26 protein-coding genes are annotated in these 24,722 nt (G+C 56.8%); 19 read left to right on the top strand and 7 right to left on the bottom strand.

The window, feature by feature from the left end; all coding sequences use genetic code 11:
* Positions 1-63: 63 nt before the first annotated feature.
* From B9Z48_RS04655 to B9Z48_RS04635, 5 genes are all read left to right on the top strand, one after another.
* Positions 64-1,107 carry an ArsJ-associated glyceraldehyde-3-phosphate dehydrogenase gene (locus tag B9Z48_RS04655; protein ID WP_089954192.1) on the top strand — a complete coding sequence of 348 codons (1,044 nt, stop codon included), beginning with the start codon at positions 64-66 and terminating at the stop codon, positions 1,105-1,107.
* Between the two features lies 1 nt (position 1,108).
* Entirely contained in the window at positions 1,109-2,359 is a 1,251-nt protein-coding gene (gene arsJ, locus B9Z48_RS04650) for an organoarsenical effux MFS transporter ArsJ (RefSeq protein ID WP_108377318.1), read from the top strand.
* Positions 2,360-2,382: 23 nt separating this feature from the next.
* Positions 2,383-2,715 (top strand): helix-turn-helix transcriptional regulator, encoded by a 333-nt coding sequence (locus tag B9Z48_RS04645; protein WP_089955257.1) that lies wholly within the window; start codon positions 2,383-2,385, stop codon positions 2,713-2,715.
* A 134-nt stretch (positions 2,716-2,849) separates the two neighbouring features.
* The gene (locus B9Z48_RS04640; protein ID WP_089954201.1) at positions 2,850-4,352 is read left to right on the top strand and encodes a Ppx/GppA phosphatase family protein; all 1,503 of its coding nucleotides are present in this window, start codon (positions 2,850-2,852) and stop codon (positions 4,350-4,352) included.
* A gap of 159 nt (positions 4,353-4,511) precedes the next feature.
* Positions 4,512-5,105 carry a hypothetical protein gene (locus B9Z48_RS04635; protein WP_233261019.1) on the top strand — a complete coding sequence of 198 codons (594 nt, stop codon included), beginning with the start codon at positions 4,512-4,514 and terminating at the stop codon, positions 5,103-5,105.
* A gap of 4 nt (positions 5,106-5,109) precedes the next feature.
* Here the strand turns inward: B9Z48_RS04635 and B9Z48_RS04630 are convergent, their stop codons facing one another.
* The 5 genes from B9Z48_RS04630 to B9Z48_RS04610 form a co-directional block, all read right to left on the bottom strand.
* On the bottom strand, positions 5,110-5,580 hold the full coding sequence (locus tag B9Z48_RS04630) for a histidine phosphatase family protein (protein ID WP_089954205.1): 471 nt from the start codon (positions 5,578-5,580) through the stop codon (positions 5,110-5,112).
* Positions 5,577-7,661, bottom strand: coding sequence for a polyphosphate kinase 1 (gene ppk1 / locus B9Z48_RS04625; protein WP_089954209.1), 2,085 nt, complete (start codon positions 7,659-7,661; stop codon positions 5,577-5,579). The genes B9Z48_RS04630 and ppk1 overlap by 4 nt, the downstream gene beginning before the upstream one ends.
* A gap of 217 nt (positions 7,662-7,878) precedes the next feature.
* On the bottom strand, positions 7,879-8,820 hold the full coding sequence (locus B9Z48_RS04620; protein WP_228769116.1) for a UDP-2,3-diacylglucosamine diphosphatase: 942 nt from the start codon (positions 8,818-8,820) through the stop codon (positions 7,879-7,881).
* Positions 8,820-9,665 (bottom strand): GNAT family N-acetyltransferase, encoded by an 846-nt coding sequence (locus B9Z48_RS04615; protein ID WP_089954213.1) that lies wholly within the window; start codon positions 9,663-9,665, stop codon positions 8,820-8,822. Before B9Z48_RS04615 ends, B9Z48_RS04620 begins: the two co-directional genes overlap by 1 nt.
* A gap of 68 nt (positions 9,666-9,733) precedes the next feature.
* Complete coding sequence (locus tag B9Z48_RS04610) at positions 9,734-10,309, bottom strand: HD domain-containing protein (RefSeq protein WP_089954218.1); 576 nt, start codon at positions 10,307-10,309, stop codon at positions 9,734-9,736.
* 110 nt (positions 10,310-10,419) lie between these two features.
* Between B9Z48_RS04610 and phnC the strand changes: the two genes are divergently transcribed.
* The 8 genes from phnC to B9Z48_RS04570 all read left to right on the top strand — a co-directional run bounded on the left by phnC (position 10,420) and on the right by B9Z48_RS04570 (position 17,353).
* Positions 10,420-11,265, top strand: a complete 846-nt coding sequence (gene phnC / locus B9Z48_RS04605; protein WP_089954225.1) for a phosphonate ABC transporter ATP-binding protein — start codon at positions 10,420-10,422, stop codon at positions 11,263-11,265.
* Between the two features lie 24 nt (positions 11,266-11,289).
* Positions 11,290-12,240, top strand: a complete 951-nt coding sequence (gene phnD, locus B9Z48_RS04600) for a phosphonate ABC transporter substrate-binding protein (protein ID WP_108377317.1) — start codon at positions 11,290-11,292, stop codon at positions 12,238-12,240.
* 2 nt (positions 12,241-12,242) lie between these two features.
* On the top strand, positions 12,243-13,064 hold the full coding sequence (gene phnE / locus B9Z48_RS04595; RefSeq protein ID WP_108377316.1) for a phosphonate ABC transporter, permease protein PhnE: 822 nt from the start codon (positions 12,243-12,245) through the stop codon (positions 13,062-13,064).
* The gene (locus B9Z48_RS04590) at positions 13,040-14,131 is read left to right on the top strand and encodes an iron-containing alcohol dehydrogenase (protein WP_108377315.1); all 1,092 of its coding nucleotides are present in this window, start codon (positions 13,040-13,042) and stop codon (positions 14,129-14,131) included. The genes phnE and B9Z48_RS04590 overlap by 25 nt, the downstream gene beginning before the upstream one ends.
* A complete protein-coding gene (locus B9Z48_RS04585; protein ID WP_108377314.1) occupies positions 14,128-15,243 on the top strand; it encodes a TIGR03364 family FAD-dependent oxidoreductase in 1,116 nt (371 codons plus the stop codon). The genes B9Z48_RS04590 and B9Z48_RS04585 overlap by 4 nt, the downstream gene beginning before the upstream one ends.
* Entirely contained in the window at positions 15,240-16,061 is an 822-nt protein-coding gene (gene phnX, locus B9Z48_RS04580) for a phosphonoacetaldehyde hydrolase (RefSeq protein WP_089954244.1), read from the top strand. Before B9Z48_RS04585 ends, phnX begins: the two co-directional genes overlap by 4 nt.
* A 6-nt stretch (positions 16,062-16,067) precedes the next feature.
* A complete protein-coding gene (locus B9Z48_RS04575; RefSeq protein ID WP_089954248.1) occupies positions 16,068-16,952 on the top strand; it encodes an NUDIX domain-containing protein in 885 nt (294 codons plus the stop codon).
* Positions 16,953-17,050: 98 nt separating this feature from the next.
* Positions 17,051-17,353 carry an antibiotic biosynthesis monooxygenase gene (locus B9Z48_RS04570; protein ID WP_108377434.1) on the top strand — a complete coding sequence of 101 codons (303 nt, stop codon included), beginning with the start codon at positions 17,051-17,053 and terminating at the stop codon, positions 17,351-17,353.
* A gap of 8 nt (positions 17,354-17,361) precedes the next feature.
* On the opposite strand, the gene B9Z48_RS04565 is transcribed toward B9Z48_RS04570, so the two are convergent.
* Positions 17,362-17,799, bottom strand: coding sequence for a MarR family winged helix-turn-helix transcriptional regulator (locus B9Z48_RS04565; protein WP_089955270.1), 438 nt, complete (start codon positions 17,797-17,799; stop codon positions 17,362-17,364).
* 98 nt (positions 17,800-17,897) lie between these two features.
* Here B9Z48_RS04565 and B9Z48_RS04560 point away from each other — a divergent pair, with 98 nt between their 5' ends.
* The 6 genes from B9Z48_RS04560 (at position 17,898) to B9Z48_RS04535 (ending at position 22,799) form a co-directional block, all read left to right on the top strand.
* On the top strand, positions 17,898-18,593 hold the full coding sequence (locus B9Z48_RS04560; protein ID WP_089954252.1) for a fumarylacetoacetate hydrolase family protein: 696 nt from the start codon (positions 17,898-17,900) through the stop codon (positions 18,591-18,593).
* A gap of 204 nt (positions 18,594-18,797) precedes the next feature.
* Complete coding sequence (locus B9Z48_RS04555) at positions 18,798-19,829, top strand: TRAP transporter substrate-binding protein (protein WP_108377313.1); 1,032 nt, start codon at positions 18,798-18,800, stop codon at positions 19,827-19,829.
* Positions 19,830-19,965: 136 nt separating this feature from the next.
* Positions 19,966-20,454, top strand: coding sequence for a TRAP transporter small permease (locus tag B9Z48_RS04550; RefSeq protein WP_108377312.1), 489 nt, complete (start codon positions 19,966-19,968; stop codon positions 20,452-20,454).
* Positions 20,451-21,767 carry a TRAP transporter large permease gene (locus tag B9Z48_RS04545; protein WP_108377311.1) on the top strand — a complete coding sequence of 439 codons (1,317 nt, stop codon included), beginning with the start codon at positions 20,451-20,453 and terminating at the stop codon, positions 21,765-21,767. Before B9Z48_RS04550 ends, B9Z48_RS04545 begins: the two co-directional genes overlap by 4 nt.
* Positions 21,768-21,881: 114 nt before the next feature.
* Entirely contained in the window at positions 21,882-22,430 is a 549-nt protein-coding gene (locus tag B9Z48_RS04540; protein WP_108377310.1) for an NUDIX hydrolase, read from the top strand.
* 81 nt (positions 22,431-22,511) lie between these two features.
* Positions 22,512-22,799, top strand: coding sequence for a hypothetical protein (locus B9Z48_RS04535; RefSeq protein WP_108377309.1), 288 nt, complete (start codon positions 22,512-22,514; stop codon positions 22,797-22,799).
* Positions 22,800-22,981: 182 nt separating this feature from the next.
* Here the strand turns inward: B9Z48_RS04535 and B9Z48_RS04530 are convergent, their stop codons facing one another.
* Positions 22,982-24,640, bottom strand: a complete 1,659-nt coding sequence (locus B9Z48_RS04530; RefSeq protein WP_089954279.1) for an acyl-CoA synthetase — start codon at positions 24,638-24,640, stop codon at positions 22,982-22,984.
* Positions 24,641-24,722 lie beyond the last annotated feature (82 nt).

Below are 24,722 nucleotides of genomic sequence, written 5' to 3'. Positions count from 1 at the left end.
TTTGTCACACAGACATGGCAAAGTTCGTGCATTGATATTTCCAGAATGATCGAAAGATAGAGCATGAAAGTTGGCATCAACGGAATGGGCCGCATCGGCCGTTTGGCCCTGCGTGCGGCCATGGGCGCTGCCGAGCGCCAGTCAGACGACCCCCGCGCTGGCAACCGCTTGGAGGTGGTGCACCTGAACGAACTCAAGGGCGGTGCAGCGGCCACGGCGCATTTGCTGGCTTTTGACAGCGTGCAGGGCAAGTGGCGCGAGCGCATCGAGGCCGAGGGCGACAGCCAGATCCGCATCGGTGATCGCACCCTGGGCTTTTCGTCGCACGCCAACCCGGCCGATATTCCTTGGGGCGACATGGGGGTGGACTTGGTGCTCGAATGCACCGGTAAATTTTTAACGCCCGAAACCATTCAGGGCCACTTGGACCGGGGCGCCAAGCGCGTGATCGTGGCCGCGCCCGTCAAGGTGGGCGATGTGCTGAACATCGTGGTGGGCGTCAACCACACGCTGTACAACCCGGCCAAAGACCGCATCGTCACGGCCGCATCGTGCACCACCAACTGCCTGGCCCCGGTGGTCAAAGTCGTGCACGAAGCCATTGGCATCAAGCATGGCCAGATCACCACCATCCACGACCCGACCAACACCAACTTGGTGGTCGATGCCCCGCACAAAGACCTGCGCCGCGCACGCAGCGCCATGGTCAGCCTGGCCCCCACGACCACCGGCAGTGCCACCGCCATTGCCCTGATTTACCCCGAACTCAAGGGCAAGCTCAACGGCCACGCGGTGCGTGCGCCGGTGCTGAATGCGTCGCTGACCGACTGCGTGTTCGAGATGAAGCGCGAAACCAGCGCCGAAGAAGTCAACGCCTTGTTTGCCGCCGCAGCCCAAGGCCCGCTGGCAGGCATCTTGGGTTACGAGGAGCGCCCCTTGGTGAGTGTGGATTACGCCCGCGACACACGCAGCTCGATCGTGGACGCGCTGTCCACCCTGGTGACCGATGGCACCCTGCTGAAAATTTATGCTTGGTACGACAACGAGATGGGTTACGCCTGCCGCATGGTGGATCTGGCTTGCCACATGAACGAAGTCGGCATCTGAGATGAACGCCGCTGAACGCCACTATGGCATCGTGACCGCCGCCTATTGGGGCTTTACCCTGACCGACGGCGCATTGCGCATGTTGGTGTTGCTGCACTTTTACAAGCTGGGTTACTCGCCGTTCACGTTGGCGTTTTTGTTCTTGCTGTACGAAGGCGCGGGCGTCTTGGCCAACCTGATCGGCGGCTGGCTGGCCACGCGCTTTGGCATTGCCCGCATGCTCACCGTGGGCTTGGTCACGCAGATCATCGGCTTTGGCTTGCTCTCGGCCCTGCAGCCGGAGTGGACAGCGGCCATGTCGGTGGCTTGGGTGGTTTTGGCGCAAGGCGTGTGCGGTGTAGCCAAAGACCTCACCAAAACCGCCAGCAAATCGGCCATCAAGATCACTCAGGCGCAAGCCAAAGACCAAGGCAACGGGCAACTGTTCAAGTGGGTGGCCTGGTTCACCGGCAGCAAAAACGCCATGAAAGGCTTTGGCTTTTTCCTGGGTGGTTTGCTTTTAGAGACGCTGGGTTTTCAGGGTTCTCTGTGGGCGATGTCGGGGCTATTGGCCCTGGTGCTCGTCGGCGTGGTGAGCAGCTTGCCGCCCATGATGGGCAAGAGCAAACCATCGGGCTCGGCCAAAGAGTTGTTCGCCAAAAACGCGGGCATCAACGCGCTGGCGGCTGCACGCGTGGCTTTGTTTGGAGCGCGTGATGTGTGGTTTGTGGTGGGCGTGCCGGTATTCCTCTACTCGGTGGGCTGGACCTTCACCATGGTGGGCGGCTTTTTGGCCGCGTGGACCATTGGCTACGGCTTGGTGCAAGCGCTGGCGCCACAGATCGTGCGCCGCAGCGCCGATGGCCTGAGCCGCGAGGTGCCTGCCGCGCGTTGGTGGTCGGCGGTGCTCATGCTCATTCCACTGGGCATTGCCGCGGCCATGTGGCTGCAAGCGCCTCAGCTGCAGTGGTGGGTGGTGGGTGGCCTGAGTTTGTTTGGCTTTGCCTTTGCCATCAATTCGTCGGTGCACAGCTACTTGGTGCTGGCCTATGCAGGCTCTGAAAAAGCGGCCGAAGACGTGGGCTTTTATTACGCCGCCAATGCGCTGGGTCGCTTCATGGGCACGCTGCTGTCGGGCTTGCTCTACCAATGGGGCGGGTTGATGTACGCACTCTTGGGCTCGGCTTTGATGCTGCTTTTGTGCTGGTTGGCCACGCTGCGATTGCCCTTGGGTGTGCTCACCGACACCCCTGCAGAAAAGGCCGCATCATGAGCCCGGTTTCTTTGTTCAGCGTCATGGACGAGGACGTGGCCGTCAAGGCCTTGGCGGCTTTGGCACAAAGCTCGCGCCTGAAGGTGTTTCGCGCCATCGTGGGCACGGGCCCCGAGGGTATTCAGCCTGGGCAGCTGTCTGCCGCGCTCGACATTCCGGCCAACACGCTGTCGTTTCACCTCAAGGAACTGCACCACGCCGCCTTGGTCAGCGTACAGCGCGAAGGCCGTTTTTTGCGCTACCGCGCCGATCTGGGTGCGATGCAAAGCCTGATGGACTTTTTGACCGCGCACTGCTGCCAAGGTGTGCCTTGTGGCGACGCGATCAATCTGGCTTGTGATTCACGCCAGGGTTAGCTGTTTCCTTGGATGCAACAAAGCCCACAGACGGCCATTGCCTGATGCGTTAACCTGCCCGCACACGGCGTCATCAATTTTTCACAATTCCGTCACATAATCGGCTTTTCGCCCGATAACGCTGGTCATACCGCATGCACACCAAGTCCCTTTACGCCGCCATCGATCTGGGCTCTAACAGTTTTCGCCTAGAAATTGGCCAAATGGATGCTGGTCAATTGCGCCGTGTGGAATACATCAAAGAAACCGTGCGCCAAGGCAATGGACTTGATGCAGAACGCAACTTGACCGAAGATGCCATGGTCCGAGGCTGGGAATGTCTGGCGCGTTTTGCTGAACGCATCGCAGGCTTCAAACCCAGTCAAGTGCGGGCCGTGGCCACACAAACCCTGCGTGAAGCACGCAACCGCGATGTATTTTTGAGCAAAGCCAAGCGCCTATTGGGCTTCCCCATCGAGGTCATCGCGGGACGAGAAGAAGCACGGTTGATTTATTTGGGGGTCTCGCACCTTCTGCCGCAATCCGATGAACGACGTTTGGTGGTGGACATTGGCGGGCGTTCGACCGAAATGATTTTGGGCCAACATGAAAGTGCCAACACCTTAGAGTCATATCGGGTCGGCAGCGTTGGCTGGTCCATGAAGTACTTTGCTGATGGGCTGTGGACTCCGTCGGCTTTCAAAGCCGCAGAGATCGGCGCCAAAGCGGTGCTCGACGAGGCACAAATTCTGTTCAATCGTCAACACTGGGACAAATGCTACGGCTCCTCTGGCACCGTGGGTGCGGTGTCGGATGTGCTGAGCGCAGCAGGTTGGCCCGATGGCAAAGTGACCCGTGAGGGTTTGGCATGGCTCAAAGACAGATTGCTCAAGGCGCAAAAGCAAGACAACTTGCGCATTGAAGGCGTCAAGGAAGACCGCAAACCCGTCATTGGGGGGGGCTTGGCTGTTTTGCAAGCCGTGTTTGATTTGCTGCAAATTGACGAAATGCATGCAGCACAAGGTGCGCTGCGCCACGGTGCTTTGTACGACCTGATCGAGCGCGAAGGCATGCACGATGTGCGTTCATCCATGGTTGATTGGTTGGCACAGCGTTTTGGCACGGACAAACTGCAAGCTGAGCGGGTGTCACGCACTGCCCAACATCTGTTGCAAGCACTGATACCCGAGTCTTCCGACACGACCCTTGCTGAACGCCAACGCTACCTGCAAAAGCTCCATTGGGCATGCCAGTTGCACGAAACCGGCATGCGGATATCGCACAGCGATTACCACAAACATGGCGCCTACATTCTGGACAACACCGATTTGCAGGGCTTCACTCTGGACGAGTTGCACAGGCTCAGCCAGTTGGTGCTGGGACACCGGGGCAAACTGCGCAAGCTGGAATCTGAACTGGAAGACGCCAGCTTTGTCCAGCAACTCATGGCACTGCGCGTCGCCGTCATTTTGTGCCACGCCCGACGCGACCCCGACCTGTCGGGCTTGAACATGGTGTGCGATGTGCAGCGCCGGACGGCGCAATTGAGCATGGACGCAGACTGGGCTGAACTCTGGCCGCAATCAGCCCATTTGCTGCGCGAAGAAACCAGCGCATGGCTCAAAACAGATTGGACGTTTCAAATCAACATGAACTGAAGTTGGGCAACATCAAACCCAAATTGCCCAACATTCAAAAACCGACCCGAACAATGCCGCGAAGGCATTGACGGGCACGCATCAGCCATGCATCCCTTGTTCAGTCATCCATAACGGTATAAACTGTATGCACTGTTAATTTATGAAAGCGACACAGTGATGCAAAACATGACCATGACTGAAACCGGCGACACCACCCCGAAACCCAGCAACGCAGAAAAAGCCATAACCGCTGCTCCAAAAACAAAGCGCACGGCCAAGGCTGTCCCCAAGCAAGCCAGCAGCGCAAAAACTGCCGTCGACCCAAGCACCGCAACCGAAGTTGTCCCCAGCAAACCGATTGCAAAAACTGCAACGCCTGCCCCTGCTGCCCCAAGCAAAGCCAAAACCAAAGCTGTCAGCGCCCCAGTCAAGTCTCAAGCCGTGAAAGCCAAAACTCCCACGCCCAAGGCTCAGACCCAAGCAGAAGCCAAAGACGTCAAGCCCAAGGCCAAAGCCCCGAGTGTTACACCCACCAAACCTGCCAAAGAGAAAAAAGTCAAAGTGGTGCGTGACAGCTTCACGCTGCCCAAAACCGAACTTTTGCAGATTGCAGCCATGAAAAAACGAGCGCTGGCTTTGGGTGTGGATGTCAAAAAGAGTGAACTGATTCGTGCTGGACTTCAAGCGCTCTCGGGTATGTCAGACGCCCCGTTCAAGAAAGCCTTGGCCAGCATTCCCACCATCAAAACAGGTCGTCCTGCCAAAGACTGAAATTTCAAAGTTTGTCAGGACACGTCACAGCGATGAGCAGGGTTTGACTTTGCTCCTCGCGACAGCGGTGACGCAGCCACCAAACCGATGATTTTCGAATGGTGCATGCAGGCTCTGGCATGCCCAAAAGATGGGCCACCAGCCCCCCCATGGCAGGTTGGTGGCCCACCATCAGGACCGGATACTTGGCATCTGGCCATCCGGCGGATTCCAACAAGTCTTGCACACAGGCCCCTGGCGACAAGGCATCACGAACTTTGTATTTGCGCCCTAAATAGCGAACCGTTTGTTCAGCCCTGAGCGCAGGACTCGTCAATATCCGGGTTCCTTGCGGCAACTGCCGCTCCAGCCAATGCGCTGTGCGTTCAGCCTGTTTTTTGCCGCGCGGCGTCAAGGCCCGCAACATGTCGTCCTCTCCTGTTTGCGCTTCATAGGCTTCGGCATGACGCCACACAATCAGATCCATGGTGCTCATCTCCTGTTTTGCGCTGCACCGTAGCGTTGCATGAGGGCGTTTTGTGCGCTGTGCCCTGGAGCCTTCAGACCCACTCGGTGGTACTGACCATCGGCTGCCAAGTCCCAGGCATCACGCGCATCGTGCAGGTAGGCAATCAAGCATTCGTCAATCAAGCGCTGGCGCAGTACAGGATCCAACACAGGCCAAGCCAACTCAATGCGTCGTGTCATGTTGCGGCTCATCCAATCGGCGCTGGACAAGTAAAGCGACTCTTCTTGGTCCGCACAAAAGTAAAAGACGCGTGAATGTTCCAGAAAACGACCGATGACCGAACGCACGCGGATGTTTTCGCTCATGCCTTCCACACCGGCCGGCAACATGCAGGCACCACGCACAATCAAATCGATCTTGGCCCCTTGTTGACCGGCCTCCAACAAAGCCTTGATCAAGGGCACATCGGTCAAGGCATTCATCTTGATCACAATGCGTGCCTGCTGGCCTTGTAAGGCGGCTTTTCCCACATTGGCAATGCGCAACAACATGTCGGTGTGCAATTGAAATGGGGCCACCAGCAAACGCTTCATTTTGGGCAATTCGCTCTGGCTGGCCAAATGTCCGAACAAATGGTCCATGTCCAAGGTCATGGCCGCATCGGCGGTCAAGTAACTGATGTCGGTGTACAAGGCCGCTGTCTTGCGGTTGTAGTTGCCGGTGGACATGTGGCCATAGCGGCGCAAAGATCGCCCTTCCCTGCGGGTGACCAGCAGCATCTTGGCATGGGTTTTGAGACCCACAATGCCATACACCACTTGCGCACCAATGGACTCCAATTGCTCGGCCCAATTGATGTTGGCCTCTTCGTCAAATCGGGCTTTGAGTTCAACCACCGCCGTGACCTCTTTGCCACGTCTGACAGCCTCACGAAGCAAATCCATCATTGTGGTGTCGCTGCCTGCCCGGTAAATGGTTTGTTTGATGGCCAATACCTGGGGGTCCATGACGGCCTCGCGCAAAAAAGCCAAGACCCCATCGAAACTTTCAAACGGCTGATGAATCAGCACATCGCCTGTTTTGAGGCGGTTAAAAATCGAACCGTGTTGCGGCAACTGTGCAGGAAAACTCGCCTTGTAGGGTGGAAACAGCAAATCGGGCGCATTGATCAAGTCGATCAACTGCATCAAGCGCACCAAATTCACAGGGCCGTTGACGCGGTAGACAGCGCGTTCGGGCAATTGAAATTCCTTGCGCAAAAATTCAACCAAGCGTGGTGCACAGTTGGCCGACACTTCCAGACGCACCGCTTGTCCATAGTGACGATGCTGCAAACCCTGTCGCAAAGCCATGCGCAAATTGGCGATTTCGTCTTCGTCGACAGCCAACTCTGAATGGCGTGTCACACGAAACTGTGAAAACTGCCCCACTTCACGCCCATGAAACAAATCAGCCAAGTGGGCCCGAATCACACTGGACAGCAGCACATAGGCGGTACTGCCATCACACACTTTGGCCGGCAAGGGAATCAATCGAGGCAGCACGCGTGGCACTTTGACGATCGCAATTTCATTGGAGCGGCCAAAAGCATCTTTGCCTGACAAGTGAACAATGAAATTCAGCGATTTGTTGGCCACCTGCGGAAAAGGATGTGCCGGGTCAAGCCCCACAGGCACCAGCAAAGGTTGAACCTCTCGCTGAAAATAGCTGTGGACCCAACGCCGCTGTGCCGCATTGCGCTCACCATGGGACAGAATTTGAATGTGCTTGTTCTGCAAGGCAGGCAACAAGGCATCGTTGTAAAGGGCGTATTGGCGTTCAACCATCGCACCGGCCTTTTCGGCTATGGCAGACAAGGTCTGCTCGGTGTACTGGCCTGATTTGAGTTCTTGCAAACTCCCCATCACATGGGGCTCAGCTCGCACCTCAAAAAATTCATCCAAATTGGATGACACGATGCACAAATAGCGCAAGCGCTCCAAAACGGGCACTTCGGGGCGGTGCGCCCAGTCCAGCACGCGCTCATTGAAGGCCAGAATGCTCAGGTCCCTGTCCAGCAAGCCTGAGGGGTCATCGTTCAAATCGCTTGGTTTGGTTGAGTTGGACATGTCTCGTACTTGAATGGTTCAAGTCCATTCTAGGTAAGCGTCAAGTCATTTTGATGACAGTCTGGTGACCCAACGCACAGACCCATTCAAGTTTGATCTGCCCCAAGCGTAAAGGCCATAGAAGGTTTGAAATCTGCCGCCCAAATCTTGTTTTTCTTTCAGATGAACCCTCAACGTTCAACAAAAAATACCCCTGGAATTCTTCTGCCTGTTGTTTTTACATTGCCCGATGGACAGGACCCCCAATGACTTCTTCAGACCATGAGGTGCTGGTCAACACCAGCGCCTGATCGCCCCAGTGAACAATTTCCAAACGTCCATCCATGTGCTCCACCAAAGCCGTGCGACTTTCCACCCAGTCACCGTCATTGCAATACAACACCCCGTTGACCTGGCGAATTTCTGCATGGTGTATGTGACCGCAGACCACACCATCAAAACCCCGACGCTGCGCTTCGTGCGCCACGGCCACTTCGAAATCACTGATGAAATTGACCGCCTTTTTAACCTTGAGTTTTAAATAAGCCGACAAAGACCAGTAACCCAAACCCATGCGGGCCCGAAGACTGTTCAGATGGCGGTTGATTTTCAAGGTCAGCTCATACAACCAATCCCCGACATAGGCCAGCCATTTGGCACACTGAATCACCCCATCAAAATGGTCACCATGCACCACCCACAACTTCATGCCTTTGGCCGTGGTGTGGCAAGTGTCGTGAACCACCTCGACACCTCCAAACGCATGACCAACAAAATGCCGGGCAAATTCATCGTGATTGCCTGGCACATAAATCACACGGCAACCTTTGCGTGCCCGTCGCAAAAGTTTTTGCACCACATCGTTGTGGCTTTGTGGCCAAAACCAGCGTCGTCGCAGTTGCCACCCGTCGACAATGTCCCCAACCAAATAAAGACTCTCGCTGGAGTGGTGTTTTAAAAAATCAAGCAATGCCTCGGCTTGAAACCCTGGGGTTCCAATGTGCAGGTCAGAAATAAAGACCGCCCGATAACGGACATGACCCTGTGGCGTGTCATCGTCATCTGTATCCACTTGCTCAGGCACAGACCATGCTGTTTTTTGGGGCACAAGTTGAGCTTCCGATCCCGCAAAATGGGCTGTCAAATGTGGCATTTTTTGCCCCAGTGAGGTGCCGAACATCACACCATGCCCATCGAAAAATGTTTGCGGTAACGTGCAGGCAAATCGGCCGTGCGCATCATCATCGGCAGGTCTGCGGTGTTGAAGTCGGGATCCCACGCCGGTGCGCCCAAGACTTTGGCACCCAAGCGCAAATACCCTTTGATCAGTGCGGGCGGCTCCACTTGCAAATGGTGTTCCAAGGCCTCAATCGGCAAAGCCAAGCGGGGGCGAACATGGTGTTGAATTTCCGCCAAGTGGGTTTGCCGCAATTGATGCCAAATGCTCGCAGCGGCATTGCCTGTGACCACACCGTTGTGCAACATGGGAATGCTGGCACAACCGATCATGGTGTCCAAACGGTTACGGTCCATGAACTCAAACAAAGCTCCCCACAAAGCCATGATGACCCCGCCGTGGCGATGCTCGGCATGAACGCAACTGCGTCCAAGCTCCACCATGCGCTGACGCATGTCACGAAGTCGGGTCAAATCAAACTCGGTGTCGCTGTAGGTGCTGCCTGCGCGTTTGGCTTGTGCTGGCGTGAGCACACGATAAGTGCCAATGACCTGACCACTCGCAGTGTCTCGCACCAACAGATGTTCACAGTAATCATCAAACAAATCGATGTCATGGCCTGGCAAGGTGTTGGGTAAATTGGCACCCATTTCGTTCGCAAAAACGGAGTACCTCAGACGCTGCGCTTCTCGAACTTCGTCTTGATGTTGCGCCCAACCGACCACAATGGCGCTTTGCATGCGCCGAGGCAAAAAATCAACGTGGGGTGCAATTTGCCCCGGATGAAGTGACCCCCGTGGCATTTGAACTGGCGAGAGTGCAAAAGTGGGATTGGGCAGCTCTTTCATGGTGACAATTCCTTGTTATCAATCCCTTGATGTTGCTCAGGGGTCATGACAAGAAAAAGTAAATGTCGTTAAATTTTCGTGACGCCATGCGACAGCACACGGTCCATTAATTGCACCAACAGGCGGCTGGCCTCGTGTTGGCTCACCCCCAGCTCGTTTTCTTTTTTGCCCATGTCGTCCCAAACCCGCAAAGTCAAAGCATCTTTAAAAAAGGGCTCGGCTTCAAATGCTTCACGCTCTTGTGCAGACATGAGTCCTCCTTGCAAATGGAGACTTCTCACTGAATCAGGCGACAGCTTTTGGGCATAGGTCGTACTGGTGGTCACCCAATAGCGTTTGGCACGCACATGCAAGCGCACAGGCTCCGATACCGCCCTGCCAAAAATGGGCTCAAGCAAAGCAGCACCCGCATTTTCATGAAAGTCATCCTCCCCTCGCAAGGTCGGTGTGCCTTCACTGCTGACCCCAAGATGTCCAACGTCATGCAAAAAACTGGCCAGCTGCAAGGCCGGTGAAGCCCCAGCCTTTGCGGCCAGCTGGGCGCATTGCCACGCATGGGCCCATTGTGTGACGGGTTCGCCCGAGTATTGGCGATCACCGCCATTCCAATAAAGTGCAAGGATGGATTCAGTACAGGCGTTCATCCTTTGAAATATGCGTGGTTTGGATGTCAAGGCGATGACAGTCACACACTGACATGCAAGCGTCATATTTTCTTCACCAGTTCGTCACGCAGAACCATCAAGATGACAGGATGCATCAAGAACCTGCCGCCATTCGCGTCATCAACGCCAGCAAATCCTTCAATTCCCAGCGCAAGGCACTCAACGCCATCCATTTGACCATCGACCCAGGTCAATGCGTGGGCCTGCTGGGTGCGTCGGGTTCAGGCAAATCCACTTTGCTGCGCAGTTTGTGCGGCCTTGAGCGACTCGATGGCTTGGACAGCGAAGTTCAACTTTGGGGGAAGAGTCTTCAAAAGTCAGGAAAGCTCAGTCCTGATGTGCGTCAATTGCGAACACAGCTGGGCATTATTTTCCAGCAATTCAATCTGGTCGGACGCATGGATTTGTTGACCAACGTGATGACCGGTTTGCTGCCCCACATGCCCTTGTACAGATGCCTGTTGGGTCAATTCAGCACAGAAGAACGATTCAAGGCCTTGCAGGCTTTGCACGCGGTGGGCTTGGCTGACCAAGCCATGCAACGTGCATCCACCCTTTCAGGGGGGCAGCAGCAACGGGCCGCCATTGCACGGGCCTTGGTTCAAGGTGCCCGCATTTTGCTGGCCGATGAACCCGTGGCCTCATTGGACCCGGAATCCACACGCCGTGTGATGGACTTGCTGCGTCAATTGCAGCGCGAGCAAGGCATGACCCTGGTCATCAGCTTGCACAACGTGAATTTGGCTCGTCAGTACTGCGACCGGATCATTGCGCTGCGCGAGGGTTGCCTGGTTTATGACGGCCCCCCCATGGGCCTGGACAACCAACGCTTGCGCGATCTGTACGGCACGCATTCCGACGAGTTGTTCATGGACCACACGCCCGAAACATCAGACCCCCTCTTTAACCCGACGCTTCAACTTTTGGCGCATTGATTTTTTCAACCTGAGGACCTCACCATGAAACCTGCACACATCCTGGCCACTGGCCTGATTTCTCTGAGCGCCATCAGCGCTTTCGCACAAGACATCAGCTTTGGCATCATCGCCACCGATTCGGCATCGGCCCAACGCGAGCGCTGGGAGCCCTTCTTCCGTGACATGGAGAAAAAGACCGGCCTGAAAATCCAGTCGTTCTATGCCCCTGACTATGCTGGCGTGATCGAAGCCATGCGCTTCAACAAAATCCAGGTGGCCTGGTACGGCAACAAAGCCGCCATGGAAGCGGTCGACCGCGCCAACGGCGAAGTTTTTGCCCAGCTCATGTACGCCGATGGCAGCTTCGGTTACCACGCCTTGTTGATCACCCACAAGGACAGCCCTTATAAAACGCTGGACGATGTGATCGCCAACGGCAAGAACATCAACTTCGGCATTGGCGACCCCAATTCAACCTCGGGCTTTTTGGTGCCCTCGTATTACATCTTTGCCCAGCGCAACATCGAAGCACGCAACACCTTCAAGACCGTGCGCAACGCCAGCCACGGTGCCAACATCCAGGCCACCTTGGCCAAACAAGTGGATGTGGCCACCAACAACACCGAAGACATGGGCAAGCTCGAAAGTGCCAAGCCAGATTTGTTCAGCCAGTTGCGCGTGATCTGGAAAAGCCCCTTGATCCCGAGCGACCCCTTTGTGTGGCGCAAGGACATGGACCCCGCCGTCAAAACCAAAATCAAGAATTTTGTGTTGAATTACGCCAAAAACGACCCGGCTGAAAAAGCTGTGCTCAAGAACATCTACAACTACGGCGGTTTCCGCGAATCGACCAACGACCAACTGATCCCGATCCGTCAACTCGAGTTGTTCAAAGACCGTCGCAAGGTCGAGGGCGATGACAAATTGGCCGCTGCCGACAAAGCCAAACAATTGGCCGAGATTGACAAGCAACTGGCTGCTTTGAAGAAGTAAACATGTCCACACTGCCCAACGCCATGGCCAGCGCAGACCTGGCAAAACTACAACAACTGGCCTCGCAAAAAAAGAGCCAGGGCCTGAGCTACTTGGTTTGGCTGGTGGCAGCGGGCATTCTGGCCTGGGCATGGCAGGGGGCTGAAATACGCCCCCTGGCCTTGATCCGGGATGCGGCGAATATGCGCACCTTTGCCGCAGATTTTTTCCCGCCCGATTTCAAAGACTGGCAGATGTACCTGCGCGAGATGGTGATCACACTGCACATTGCCCTGTGGGGCACCGTGCTGGCCATTGTGGCGGCCGTGCCCATGGGCTTGTTGTCTGCGTCCAATGTGGCCCCGGCCTGGGTTTACCAGCCGGTTCGCCGCTTGATGGATGCGTGCCGGGCCACCAATGAAATGGTGTTTGCCATGCTGTTCATCGTGGCTGTGGGTTTGGGGCCTTTTGCCGGGGTGTTGGCTTTGTTTGTGCACACCACGGGGACTTTGTCCAAGTTGTTTTCTGAGGCGGTCGAAGCCATTGACCCGCGTCCGGTGGAAGGTATTCGCGCCACAGGGGCTCACAAACTCGCTGAAATTGCCTACGGTGTGATTCCCCAGGTGATGCCGCTGTGGCTGTCGTATTCGCTGTACCGCTTTGAGTCGAATGTACGCTCCGCTTCGGTGGTGGGCATGGTTGGCGCAGGTGGCATTGGCGTCATTTTGTTTGAGGTGATCCGCAGCTTTGAGTACGCCCAGACTTGCGCCGTCTTGCTGATGCTGATTGTCACCGTCTCTCTCATTGACATGGGGTCATCATGGCTTCGACAGCGATTCATTTGACGTGGTTCAACCCGGTTCAGCTCGAATGGGGCCCGGACCTTTTGCGCACTCACCGACCCGATCAACCGTTTTTTGTACTGGCCGATCCACACGCCATTCCTTTGGCCATGGAGGCCGATTTAAAAAGGCACTGGGGTGAACTGTGTCTGGGTTGGATCTGGCAGCGTTCGGCCCAAAGCAGCATCACGGCAGCACTTGAACTGTGCCAGCAGCTTTGGCCTTTGTGGTCGGCCCACCCGAAGGCCGCCTTGCTGGCCGTCGGTGGCGGCACCACCCTGGACCTGGCCAAGTTGGCCCGCTTTGAACTGCAAGACCTGAGCTTGGCTCCAGCGGTTTGGCGGTCCAACAAGCTGCCTGCCGATCACCGCAGACACGCCCTGTGGTGCGCGCCGACCACATCCGGCACGGGCAGCGAGGTCACGCCTTGGGCCACGCTGTGGGACCTCGATGCACAACCTGCGGTCAAACGCTCATGGGCCAGCAGCCAGGGCTTTGCCGACCAAGCCTGGATTGACCCGAATCTGACCTTGTCTTGCCCCGAAGGCCTGACCCGGGACACCGCCTTGGACACCCTGGCGCACGCGCTCGAATCGATCTGGAACCACCACGCCAATGCGATCACACGCCCCTTGGCCGTGCGTTCGGCGCGAATGGTTTTGCAAACTCTGCCTGCGCTGCTGAAGAACCCACTCAACACAGATTTGCGTGAACAGATGAGCCAAGCCTCTTTGTTGGCTGCTTTGGCCATGTCGCAAACCCAAACGGCCTTGGCCCACGCCTTGTCCTATGACTTGACATTGAATGAAAACCTGCCCCATGGACACGCTTGTGCAGTATGGCTGCCCATGGTTCTGGACATGGCAGCCGCCATCAGTCCCCAAGTGCAGGGTGACCTGGCAACCATCTTTGATGGCCCAGCCAATCAGGCATCAGAAACATTGTCTGCCTGGCTGCAAAGCCTGGGCATCGTGCCACGCGATCTGCGCAGCACCCCGGCCGGTCTTGAGCAACTCCATCAGGCTCTTGGCTCATCACGAGGCCGCAATTTTGTAGGAAGTACAGCATGAACAGCGACGTGATCATTGTGGGCAGCGGCATCGTGGGTCTGGCTTGTGCTTGGGCGGCTTTGCAACAAGGCAAAAGCGTGCGCGTCATCGACCGCGACCCTTTTTGTGTAGGGGCTTCGATTCGCAACTTTGGCTTTGTCACCGTGACCGGTCAAGGCCGAGGCGACACCTGGCGACGCGCACGGCGCTCACGCGATGTGTGGGCCTCTGTGGCCCCACAAGCGGGCATTGCCATTGAACACCAGGGCTTGTATGTGCTGGCCCAACGTCCACAAGCCAAAGTGGTCTTGCAGGAATTGTGTAAACAAGCCGAAGGCCAGGACCTGCAATGGCTCGAAGGTCAAGCCCTGCAAGACCAGGCCCCCCAGTTTGTCATGAACCATTTGCAGGGGGCCCTGTACAGCCCTCACGAGCTGCGCATCGAAGCACGCAGCGCCATTGAAAAACTGCGTTTGTGGCTGGCCACACAAGGGGTGGTGTTTCAGATGGGTCAGCATGTGCAAGAGGTCATCTCTGGTGCTGTCTTCACCAACGGCCAATGGTTGCAGGCCGAGCGCATCATGGTTTGCCCCGGCCCTGACATGCGAAGCCTGTTTCCCGAGGCCTTCAGCCAAAACAACACCCAGCTGTGCCAGCTGCAAATGCTGCGGGTTCAGCCGCCAGATGGTTACAAACTCGGTGCCTGCGTCATGAGTGATTTGAGCTTGGTCCGTTACCGGGGTTACTGCGAGTTGCCCGGATCTCAATTGCTGCTTGATCAGCTGCGCATCGAGGCAAGCCAAGAGCTGGCCCACGGCATACACCTGATCGTCGTGCAAAGCCACGACGGCTCGCTGGTGGTGGGCGACTCACACCACTACGGTCAAGCCATGCGCCCTTTTGCCTCACGCGAAGTGGAGGACCTGATCCTTCATGAAATGCAACGCCTGCTGTGCTTGGGCCACTACCAAGTGACCGAACGCTGGACGGGCATTTATCCCAGTGCCTCGCAAGACAGCCTGGTGCGTGAGGTTTTGCCCGGTGTACAACTCGTCAGCGTGACCAGCGGCACCGGCATGAGCACCTCTTTTGGCTTGGCTGAAGAAATCATTCAAAACTGGAGCACGTCATGAACCCTGCCCAAGATCACAAAATCCAAGGCCTCGTGCTGGACTGGGCAGGCACCATCGTCGACTTTGGCAGCCTGGCCCCCATGGGCGCTTTTGTCGAGTTGTTTGCTCGTCACCACATGGAAATCACCATCGCCGAGGCCCGTGTGCCCATGGGCTTGCCCAAAATTGAGCACATCGCCGCCTTGGGGCGCATGCCAGCCATCGCAGCCCAATGGCAAGCCTTGCACGGCAGGTCTTTTGGCCAAGAAGATGCACAGCAACTGCTCAACGAGTTTGAACCCATGAGTGCCAAGGCTGCCCTGGACCGAAGCAGTTTCATCCCGGGGTTCTTGTCGGCTTATCATGCGCTGACAGCCCAAGGCTTGGCTTTTGCCACGACCACGGGTTACACCCGAAAAATCATGACCCCTTTGATTGAGATCGCCCGAGCCCAGGGGTTCGCACCCGCCTTGGTGGTTTGCTGCGACGATGTGGCCCGCAGCCGACCTGACCCCATGGGCATGCAAGCATGTTTGCAGGCCATGGGTTTACAAGGGCAAGCCGCCCACGTCATCAAGGTCGATGACACTGCGCCCGGTCTGGCCGAAGGTTTGGCCGCTGGCAGCTGGACGGTGGGTGTGGCCATCAGTGGCAACGCACTGGGCTGGACGCATGAGCACTGGGAACTGGCCAGTCACACTGACCAAGCCCATGCCAGGGCACAGGCCAGTGCCGTGCTGCAAGCGGCCGGAGCACATGAAGTGATCGACAGCGTAGCCGATTTGCCCTTGGCGATTGCCCGCATTGAGCAACGCATGGCACTGGGCGAAAGCCCTTGAATTGGCATGTCCAGCGTCACCCGTCCTGAGCAAGCCTTTTGGGCCCGTTTGAGCGGTCCGCAGCAAACCTGGCTTGCAGGCCAATTGCAGGCCCAACAGCCACCGCCCCCTGAGGGTGTCAGGTGGTCATGTGACGGCGTGAATCTGGGTTGGGTTTTGTTTGAACGCGCCCAGGACATGGTGGCCATGCTGCCCGGTTGCACCATGGTCCGTGGGCAGCTGCACTGGCAAACCTCAATGGATCAGCCCTTGCAGCGCAGCCAAGCCTTGCAAAATTTTTTGCGCCATCAAGCCGATTGCGGCAAATTGACGGGCTGGCGTGATGAATTTTTTGCTTGGTGGCCAGACACCCCCGCCTGGCCACCTGCATTGAGCGTGCCACCGTTTCTGTGTGTTGAGCGAGCTGGCTTCAGGCATCTGGGCATGATGAGCCATGCCGTTCACATGCACGGTTTTTTGCCCCAAGGTGATCTGTGGTGTGGCCGCCGATCGGCCAGCAAAGCCACCGACCCAGGCTTGTTGGACAACATCGCTGCAGGGGGTTTAACGGCCGGAGAAAGTCCTTTGACCACCGCACTGCGCGAGTTGGCAGAAGAGGCCAGCTTGTATTTGCCAGACCCAAGCCGCTTGCGCTCTTGTGGGGCCATTCGCACCCAACGACTTGAGCCCCAAGGCTGGCACGACGAACAACTGTTGGTTTACGCCCTGCACTTGTCTGATCAAGAGATTCCCACAAATGCCGACGGCGAAGTGCAGGAATTTTTGCTCTTGAGCCCCTGCGAAGTGGTCTCGCGCATGCAATCCGGACAATTCACGGTTGACGCTTGCGCCTCACTGGCCCAGTGTCTCAGCCCCTGTTTGAACGTGCCTGAAGCTGCCCCAAACGATTGAATCGCCTCGTTGACACGGAACGCATCACTGCCTCACAAGTGACGCTTGTCGGTACCACATTGGGGTATGGTCATGTTTTTTTGAACCTGCAAGTCACCATGATCCTCGAACTCGCCGACATCCGCATTCACCCCGGCCAACAAGCCGCATTTGAAAAAGCCATTGAACTGGGCCTGAACACCGTGGCCTCACGGGCCAAGGGTTTCAGAGGGGCCAAGGTCAACCGTGGCATTGAAAGCCCAGAGCGTTTTGTGCTGCAAATTTTTTGGGACACCCTGGAAGACCACACGGTTGGTTTTCGTGAATCGCCGCTATTCACTGAATGGCGTGCCATCGTTGGGCCCTTCTTTGCAGCGCCTCCGCATGTGGAGCACTTCGAGCTGACCTTCGCCTCGGCTTGAACTGACCCTCAGGCCGCCTGATGGCCTTGCACCAGACGCGAGAGCAAATGCACAAACTGGCTTTGCTCCTGCGTGGTCAAGGGGGCCAGAATTTTCTCTTGCACCCGGGCCACATCACTTTGGATATTGGCCATAGCCTGCACCCCCAGCGGCGTGACCACCAGCAGCTTGCGCCTGCGGTCAGACCGATCGGCCTCACGCACCACCCAACCCTTGGCTTCCAGACGACCGATCACAGAACCCGAAGTGGCGGGATCAAACGCCACCCGCTTGGCCAAGCTCACTTGGTCAATGCCCGGGCTGTCGAGCAGGGCATTCAAAATGGCAAATTGCACAGGTGTGATGTCGGCGCTGGCCAATTGCTCGGCAAATATGGCCACTGCAATTTGCTGAGCTCGCCGGATCAAGTGTCCCGGCGTGGTCTGCAGGTCAATGCTTTGAATCATGTGGGTGTCGTGTTGCGGATGTTCCACGGGCGTGGAAAGGGTGCCATTTTCAGACGTTCCGATTAACATCTGATTTTCATTTTTCAAGAAAGCGACCCATGAGTTTTGTATTTTCACCCATGCCTGTGGTCTCGGTGCCTGTGCTCGGGCAAGTTGAACGTTTTCCAGTGCACCGCATTTACTGTGTGGGCCGCAATTATGAAGAGCACGCCAAAGAGATGGGTTTCACCGGGCGTGAGCCACCGTTCTTCTTTCTCAAACCTGCCGACAGCTTGGTCGTGGTGGAATCCGGGCAAACGGGTGTAATGCCCTACCCCAGCCTCACCCAAAACCTGCACCACGAAATCGAGCTGGTGGTGGCCATTGGCAAAGGCGGGCGCAACATTTCAGCCGCCGATGCAGCTCAGCACATTTACGGTTATGCCGTGGGCCTGGACATGACGCGCCGCGACTTGCAAAACGACATGAAAAAGCAGGGCCGACCTTGGTGCATCGGCAAGGCCTTTGACCACTCGGCCCCCATTGGCCCCATTACCACCATCGCCCAGGCCGGTGATGTCAACAACGCCGAGATCAGCCTGCAGGTCAACGGGTCCGATCGCCAGCGCAGCAATGTGGCCAAACTGATTTGGAACGTGGCCGAAACCATTGAACACCTGTCTGCCGCTTGGGAACTGCAGCCCGGCGATCTGATTTACACCGGCACCCCCGAAGGCGTTGCAGCCGTGGTGGCAGGTGATGTATTGGTCGGCCAAGTGGCGGGACTGGGCAGCCTTGAGATTGCCATTTCCTAAATGACAAAACTAAAAACCTAAAAGTCAGTACTTACCCTTAAACACGGGCACAGCACTTGCAAGATAATTCATATCGAAAAATCGATTGGGCCAATTGCATGCACTAAAGTGTGATCATCACCCAAAAACAATGCTTCATTAACCGACCGCTTGGTTGGTTAATGGTTTATCATCCATTTTCCAACCAACTTGCCGGAGACTTTAATGAAAAATAGATTGCCAAAAACTGCGCTGGCTGTAGGCCTGATGGCCATCGGCTTTGGCGTTCACGCCCAGACCATCACCCTGAAGGTGCACCACTTTTTGGGCCCACAAACCATACAGCACACCAGCATGCTGGGTGATTGGTGCAAAAACATTGCTCGCGATTCCAAAGACCGTCTGAAATGCGAAATTTTCCCGGCCATGCAACTGGGTGGCACACCCGTGCAGTTGTACGAACAAGCCCGTGATGGTGTGGTCGACGTGGCATGGACTTTGCAGGCTTTCACACCCAAATTGGCCAAACTTGAAGTGTTTGAATTGCCATTCATGATGACCAACGCAGAGGCCACCAGCCGCGCCGCTTGGGACTATGCCCAAAAGTATGCCCAGGATGACTTCAAAGACGTGAAGATGCTGGCCGTCCACGTCCACGGTCCAGGCAACATCTACACCAAGAACAAAGCCGTGACCACCATGGCCGACCTCAAGGGTCTGAAAGTGCGTGCGCCCACCCGCCAAGTCAACAAGATGGTCGCGGTGATGGGTGCCACGCCTGTGGCCATGCCGGTGCCTCAAGTGCCCGAAGCCTTGTCCAAAGGTGTGATTGACGGTGCCGTGATCCCTTACGAAGTTGCGCCCGGCCTGAAGGTCAACGAATTGACCAACTTCACAGCTGAAACCGACCGCAGCTACAACGCCCTGTACACCACAGTGTTTGTGGTGCCCATGAACAAAGCCAAATACGACTCGCTGCCTGCCGACCTGAAGGCTGTGATCGACAAAAACTCTGGCCGCGAGTTCTCTGCTTTCTTGGGCAAAACCCAAGCGGGTCACGATGCTGTTGGCAAGAAAGTCTTTGAAGCTTCGGCCAACCAGAAAATCAGCATCATCCCCAAAACTGAACTGGAAAAATGGAAGAAAGCCACTGACTCTCTGGACGACGCTTGGGTGGCCGAGATGACTGGCAAAGGCATGGATGGCAAAGGCATGCTGCAGTCCGCCACCGACTTGATCAAGCAATACACCAAGTAATCGGCTTTGCCGTTGTACACAAGAGCAGGGCCTACCCTGCTCTTGTTTTTTGACTGAATTGTTGTTTTCACTGAGCCTTTTAGTCGCCCTGGCGACTGTCGACAATCCCTGATTTCCGCAGCGCGGACCCTTCACCATGTTTTCAAACTTACTAGAGCGGACCGCCCGACTCTGTAGCATCCTGGGCGGACTGGTCATGACCGGCTTGATGCTCATGACCTGCTACAGCCTGATCAGCCGCAATTTTTTCGACTCTGCCCTGATTGGTGACTTCGAGTTGACCGGCGTGGGCGCAGGTGCTGCCATTGCGCTTTTCATGCCCCTGTGCCAACTCAAACGTGAAAACATCATCGTGGACTTTTTCACAGCCAAATGCAGCGAAGGCTTCAATCACGGGCTGGACCGCATGGGCGATGTCTTGATGGCGGTTATTTTTGGTCTGTTGTCATGGCGATGTGCCCTGGGTGCGATCAATGCCAAAGAAACCATGGGGGCTTCCATGCTGCTGGGCTTTCCTGACTGGATTGTCTTCACCAGCATGTGCATTCCATTTGGCATCACGGCCCTGATCGCACTCATGCAAGCGCTCTCCCAACTTCAACATCACGAGGAGGCCACAGCATGACCCCCATTCAATTGGCCTTGATGATTTTCGGCATCATGCTGCTGCTCATGGTGGTGCGCGTGCCCATCGCAGGTGCGATGTTCCTGGCAGGCACTTCGGGTTTCATCTTGCAAGCCGGCGTCCAGCCTTTTTTGAATTTCTTGAACAATTTGGCATTCGCCCGATTGGCCAACTACGACCTGTCGGTGATTCCCCTGTTCATCTTGATGGGCCACTTTGCGACGCAAGGCGGCATCAGCAAAGCGCTGTTTCAGTTCGCAGCGGCGGTCATGGGACGTTTCAAAGGTGGTTTGGCCATGGGCGCGGTGTTGGCATGTGGCGCATTCGGAGCCATCTGTGGGTCATCGGTGGCCACCGCAGCCACCATCACGGGCGTGGCATTGCCTGAAATGAAGCGCCATGGCTATTCTGGCCGATTGGCCACAGGCACATTGGCTGCAGGTGGCACCTTGGGCATCTTGATTCCGCCATCGGTCCCCCTGGTCATCTACGCCATCTTGACCGAACAAAACATCGCCAAGCTGTTTGCCGCCGCAATGATGCCGGGCATCATCGCCATGGTCGGTTACATGATCGCCATCGCCATCTATGTTCGCTTGGTTCCAGGTCAAGCCCCCGATCAGGAAGAACGCGAACGACTGACTTTGGAGTCGCTCAAAGGCATCTTGCCAATTGCCACCATTTTTGTGATCGTCTTTGGCGGCATCTACGCAGGCTTTTTCACGCCCACCGAGGGTGCTGCCGTAGGCGCAGCCTCCACATTCTTGGCGGCTTTGCTCAAGCAAGAATTGACCTGGAAAAAGTTCATCCAGTGCTTCCACTCTACGGCGATCAGCTCGGGCATGATCTTCTTGATCTTCATGGGTGCCGATGTGATGAACGCGGCTTTGGCGCGCACCCAAGTGCCCGCGCAATTGGCCGAAATGGTGGTGGCCATGAACTTTGCCCCGCTGATGGTGGTGGCGGGCATCTTGCTGCTCTATGTGGTGCTGGGCGCGGTGATGGACGAGCTGTCCATGTTGCTTTTGACCATCCCGATCTTCTTCCCCATCATCATGAAGCTCGACTTCGGCATGACACCCGAGTACACCGCCATCTGGTTTGGCATCATGGTGCTGATGACGGTGGGCTTTGGCATGTTGGCTCCGCCTGTAGGCCTGAACGTTTATGTGGTCAACGGCATGGCCAAAGACGTGCCGCTGAGCGAAAGCTACAAAGGCATCATGCCCTTCCTGATCAGCGACACCGTCCGCACCCTTCTGCTGCTGTTCTTCCCCGGCATCTCACTGTTCCTGATCAAGTACCTGACTTGATGACCCCCAAAAACAACGAAGCCCCTCAGGCCTATCGCCTTGGGGGCTTTTTCATTGATGGACTGGTTAGACTCTATCCAACTTGTTCTTTCAGCCCCCACACCAAACCCCCTCATGATGTTTGACCGCACCATCCGACATTGCCGCCAATGTGGCGCTCTGGTTGCACGCCGCCTGCCCGATGACGGCGACACCAAAGAGCGTGCCATTTGCACTGTTTGCCACACAGTGCACTACGAAAACCCCCTGAACGTGGTGGGCACAGTGCCCCATTGGGGCGACCAGGTGCTGTTGTGCAAGCGCAACATCGAACCACGCAAAGGCAAGTGGACCTTGCCTGCAGGCTTCATGGAACTGGGTGAATCCACATCACAAGGCGCGGCCCGCGAGACCACCGAAGAAGCCGGGGCGCAATTCATCATGGAAGATCTGTTCACGGTGATGAGCGTTGCGCGTGTGGGTCAGGTGCACTTGTATTACCGTGCCCGCTTGACCAGCGACGTGTTCGACCCCGGTCACGAAACCATGGAAGCCCGACTGTTCAAAGAAGACGAAATTCCTTGGGACGAATTGGCTTTCCGCACCGTCAAGGAAACGCTAGAACACTACTTTGCGGACCGCAAAGCGGGGCGGTTTGGCACCCATGCGTTTGATATTGCTTAAATGATCGAATGGATCTCCAAAAATAGCCAAGAGACATCGATAATACAAAGGTATTGTTATTGGACATTTTGGAGGCTTCACATGATCAAAACCATCACTTTTCTTTCGGGCATTCTTTTGGCTGTCACGGCCATGGCACAAACAGCCGCTCCAGCCACAGCCCCGGCCATGCCGGTGACATCGGCCCCGACACCCGCAGTGATCGCCACGCCCGCAGTGACGGCCACACCTGCAGCCGCACAAACACCCGCGCCAGTCCAAGCCGCTGCCCCCAAAGCACAAGCGCCAGCCAAGAAAAAGGCGGCCAAAAAATCGGGCAAAAACAGCAAAAAGAACAAGAAAGCGAAAAAGAAAAGCAAGATGCAGTGATGCACGCCATGGCGGCTTTGGGGGCCTGGCCCCAAGAATCGCCCTCACCACAAAGGCCACCTCGCGGTGGCCTTTGCATTTTTGGACGCCTTCATCTCAAGGCTTCGCTCCTTGCGCGAACGGTCTGCTCGCTGCGTTCCTCAGCGCTCAAGCGGCCCAGATCAAAAACCGGCTAAAACGCTTCACACGTCAATCGCGGCTGCCGATCCCGCCTGCTTGCGCAACTCAAACTTCTGAATCTTGCCTGTGCTGGTCTTGGGCAGTTCACCAAACACCACAGCCCGCGGCACCTTGAAGCCCGCCAGGTGTTGCTTGCAATGCGCCACGATCTGCTCGGCTGTGACCTGGGCGTCGGCTTTCAGCTCCACAAACGCGCAAGGCGTCTCGCCCCAGCGGGCATCGGGCTTGGCCACCACGGCGGCGGCCAGCACCGCGGGGTGGCGGTACAGCACGTCTTCCACCTCGATCGATGAAATGTTCTCGCCGCCCGAGATGATGATGTCTTTGCTGCGGTCCTTGATCTTGAAGTAACCGTCTGGGTACTGCACGGCCAAGTCGCCGCTGTGGAACCAGCCACCCGCAAAGGCCTCTTGCGTGGCCTTGGGGTTTTTCAAGTACCCCTTCATGGTGATGTTGCCCTTGAACATGATCTCGCCCATGGTCTCGCCGTCTTGCGGCACGGGTTGCATGGTTTCGGGGTCCAGCACGCGCACATCGCGCTGCAGGTGGTAACGCACGCCCTGGCGGGCGTTCAGCCGGGCCCGATCACCAATGTCCAGCGCGTCCCATTCGGGGTGCTTGGGGCACACGGTAGCGGGGCCATAGACCTCAGTCAGGCCATACACATGGGTCAAGTCAAAACCCATTTGCTCCATGCCTTCGATCATCGAAGCCGGGGGCGCTGCGCCCGCCACCATGGCCTTGATGCCAGCAGGCACGCCCGCCTTCATGGCAGTCGGAGCATTCACCAGCAGGCCGTGCACGATGGGCGCACCGCAGTAATGCGTGACGCCATGGTCGCGCATGGCGTCGAACATGGCCTGCGCGTCCACCTTGCGCAGGCACACGTTCACGCCCGCACGCGCCGCCACCGTCCAGGGGAAGCACCAGCCATTGCAATGGAACATGGGCAGCGTCCACAAATACGCCGCGTGCTTGGGCATGTCCCATTCCAGAATGTTCGAGATCGCATTGGTGGCCGCGCCCCGGTGGTGGTAGACCACCCCCTTGGGGTTGCCGGTGGTGCCGCTGGTGTAGTTCAACGCAATCGCGTCCCACTCGTTGGCGGGCAGGCTCCACGCAAAGTCAGCGTCTCCGCGGGCCACAAAGGCTTCATAAGTGACCGCGCCCAGTTTTTCGGTCGGGCCTGTGTAAAGCGCGTCTTCCACATCGATCACCAGCACAGGCCGTGTGGACTGGCGCAACGCCAGGGCTTTTTTCATCACACCCGCAAACTCCGGGTCCACGATCACCGCCTTGGCCTCGCCGTGGTCCAGCATGAAGGCCACCGTCTCCGGGTCCAGTCGGGTGTTGAGGGCGTTGAGCACGGCCCCGGCCATGGGAATGCCGAAGTGCGCCTCCACCATGGGCGGCGTGTTGGGCAGCATCACGGCCACCGTGTCGTTCTTGCCAATGCCCGCCTGCGCCAGCGCACTGGCCAGCTGGCGGGTGCGGCGGTAAGTGGTGGCCCAGTCCTGCCGTAAATCACCGTGCACGATGGCCAAGCGGGTCGGGTAGACCTCGGCCGTGCGCTCAATGAAACTCAAGGGCGAGATCGGGGCATGGTTGGCGGAGGTCTGGGGCAAATCCTGGTCGAAGATGCTGACTTGGGTATCGGTCATGAAAAGGTCCTGTTGCGGCTGACGTTCAAATGTTCAACAGTTTGCCTGACCCGGGGCTGAAAGCCATGCTGGTTTGCCCCGA

The organism is Limnohabitans sp. WS1 (genome assembly GCF_003063265.1).
In the GTDB taxonomy this organism is placed as follows: domain Bacteria; phylum Pseudomonadota; class Gammaproteobacteria; order Burkholderiales; family Burkholderiaceae_C; genus Limnohabitans_A.
This window is presented reverse-complemented; position numbering and strand designations above follow the sequence as displayed.

What these genes read in the sequence shown, in the direction of transcription:
- B9Z48_RS04655 (WP_089954192.1), top strand. Translation starts at nt 64, where the DNA reads ATGAAAGTTGGCATCAACGGAATGGGCCGCATCGGCCGTTTGGCCCTG.
- arsJ (WP_108377318.1), top strand. Translation starts at nt 1,109, where the DNA reads ATGAACGCCGCTGAACGCCACTATGGCATCGTGACCGCCGCCTATTGG.
- B9Z48_RS04645 (WP_089955257.1), top strand. Translation starts at nt 2,383, where the DNA reads ATGGACGAGGACGTGGCCGTCAAGGCCTTGGCGGCTTTGGCACAAAGC.
- B9Z48_RS04640 (WP_089954201.1), top strand. Translation starts at nt 2,850, where the DNA reads ATGCACACCAAGTCCCTTTACGCCGCCATCGATCTGGGCTCTAACAGT.
- B9Z48_RS04635 (WP_233261019.1), top strand. Translation starts at nt 4,512, where the DNA reads ATGCAAAACATGACCATGACTGAAACCGGCGACACCACCCCGAAACCC.
- B9Z48_RS04630 (WP_089954205.1), bottom strand. Translation starts at nt 5,580, where the DNA reads ATGAGCACCATGGATCTGATTGTGTGGCGTCATGCCGAAGCCTATGAA.
- ppk1 (WP_089954209.1), bottom strand. Translation starts at nt 7,661, where the DNA reads ATGTCCAACTCAACCAAACCAAGCGATTTGAACGATGACCCCTCAGGC.
- B9Z48_RS04620 (WP_228769116.1), bottom strand. Translation starts at nt 8,820, where the DNA reads ATGTTCGGCACCTCACTGGGGCAAAAAATGCCACATTTGACAGCCCAT.
- B9Z48_RS04615 (WP_089954213.1), bottom strand. Translation starts at nt 9,665, where the DNA reads ATGAAAGAGCTGCCCAATCCCACTTTTGCACTCTCGCCAGTTCAAATG.
- B9Z48_RS04610 (WP_089954218.1), bottom strand. Translation starts at nt 10,309, where the DNA reads ATGAACGCCTGTACTGAATCCATCCTTGCACTTTATTGGAATGGCGGT.
- phnC (WP_089954225.1), top strand. Translation starts at nt 10,420, where the DNA reads ATGCATCAAGAACCTGCCGCCATTCGCGTCATCAACGCCAGCAAATCC.
- phnD (WP_108377317.1), top strand. Translation starts at nt 11,290, where the DNA reads ATGAAACCTGCACACATCCTGGCCACTGGCCTGATTTCTCTGAGCGCC.
- phnE (WP_108377316.1), top strand. Translation starts at nt 12,243, where the DNA reads ATGTCCACACTGCCCAACGCCATGGCCAGCGCAGACCTGGCAAAACTA.
- B9Z48_RS04590 (WP_108377315.1), top strand. Translation starts at nt 13,040, where the DNA reads ATGGCTTCGACAGCGATTCATTTGACGTGGTTCAACCCGGTTCAGCTC.
- B9Z48_RS04585 (WP_108377314.1), top strand. Translation starts at nt 14,128, where the DNA reads ATGAACAGCGACGTGATCATTGTGGGCAGCGGCATCGTGGGTCTGGCT.
- phnX (WP_089954244.1), top strand. Translation starts at nt 15,240, where the DNA reads ATGAACCCTGCCCAAGATCACAAAATCCAAGGCCTCGTGCTGGACTGG.
- B9Z48_RS04575 (WP_089954248.1), top strand. Translation starts at nt 16,068, where the DNA reads ATGTCCAGCGTCACCCGTCCTGAGCAAGCCTTTTGGGCCCGTTTGAGC.
- B9Z48_RS04570 (WP_108377434.1), top strand. Translation starts at nt 17,051, where the DNA reads ATGATCCTCGAACTCGCCGACATCCGCATTCACCCCGGCCAACAAGCC.
- B9Z48_RS04565 (WP_089955270.1), bottom strand. Translation starts at nt 17,799, where the DNA reads ATGATTCAAAGCATTGACCTGCAGACCACGCCGGGACACTTGATCCGG.
- B9Z48_RS04560 (WP_089954252.1), top strand. Translation starts at nt 17,898, where the DNA reads ATGAGTTTTGTATTTTCACCCATGCCTGTGGTCTCGGTGCCTGTGCTC.
- B9Z48_RS04555 (WP_108377313.1), top strand. Translation starts at nt 18,798, where the DNA reads ATGAAAAATAGATTGCCAAAAACTGCGCTGGCTGTAGGCCTGATGGCC.
- B9Z48_RS04550 (WP_108377312.1), top strand. Translation starts at nt 19,966, where the DNA reads ATGTTTTCAAACTTACTAGAGCGGACCGCCCGACTCTGTAGCATCCTG.
- B9Z48_RS04545 (WP_108377311.1), top strand. Translation starts at nt 20,451, where the DNA reads ATGACCCCCATTCAATTGGCCTTGATGATTTTCGGCATCATGCTGCTG.
- B9Z48_RS04540 (WP_108377310.1), top strand. Translation starts at nt 21,882, where the DNA reads ATGATGTTTGACCGCACCATCCGACATTGCCGCCAATGTGGCGCTCTG.
- B9Z48_RS04535 (WP_108377309.1), top strand. Translation starts at nt 22,512, where the DNA reads ATGATCAAAACCATCACTTTTCTTTCGGGCATTCTTTTGGCTGTCACG.
- B9Z48_RS04530 (WP_089954279.1), bottom strand. Translation starts at nt 24,640, where the DNA reads ATGACCGATACCCAAGTCAGCATCTTCGACCAGGATTTGCCCCAGACC.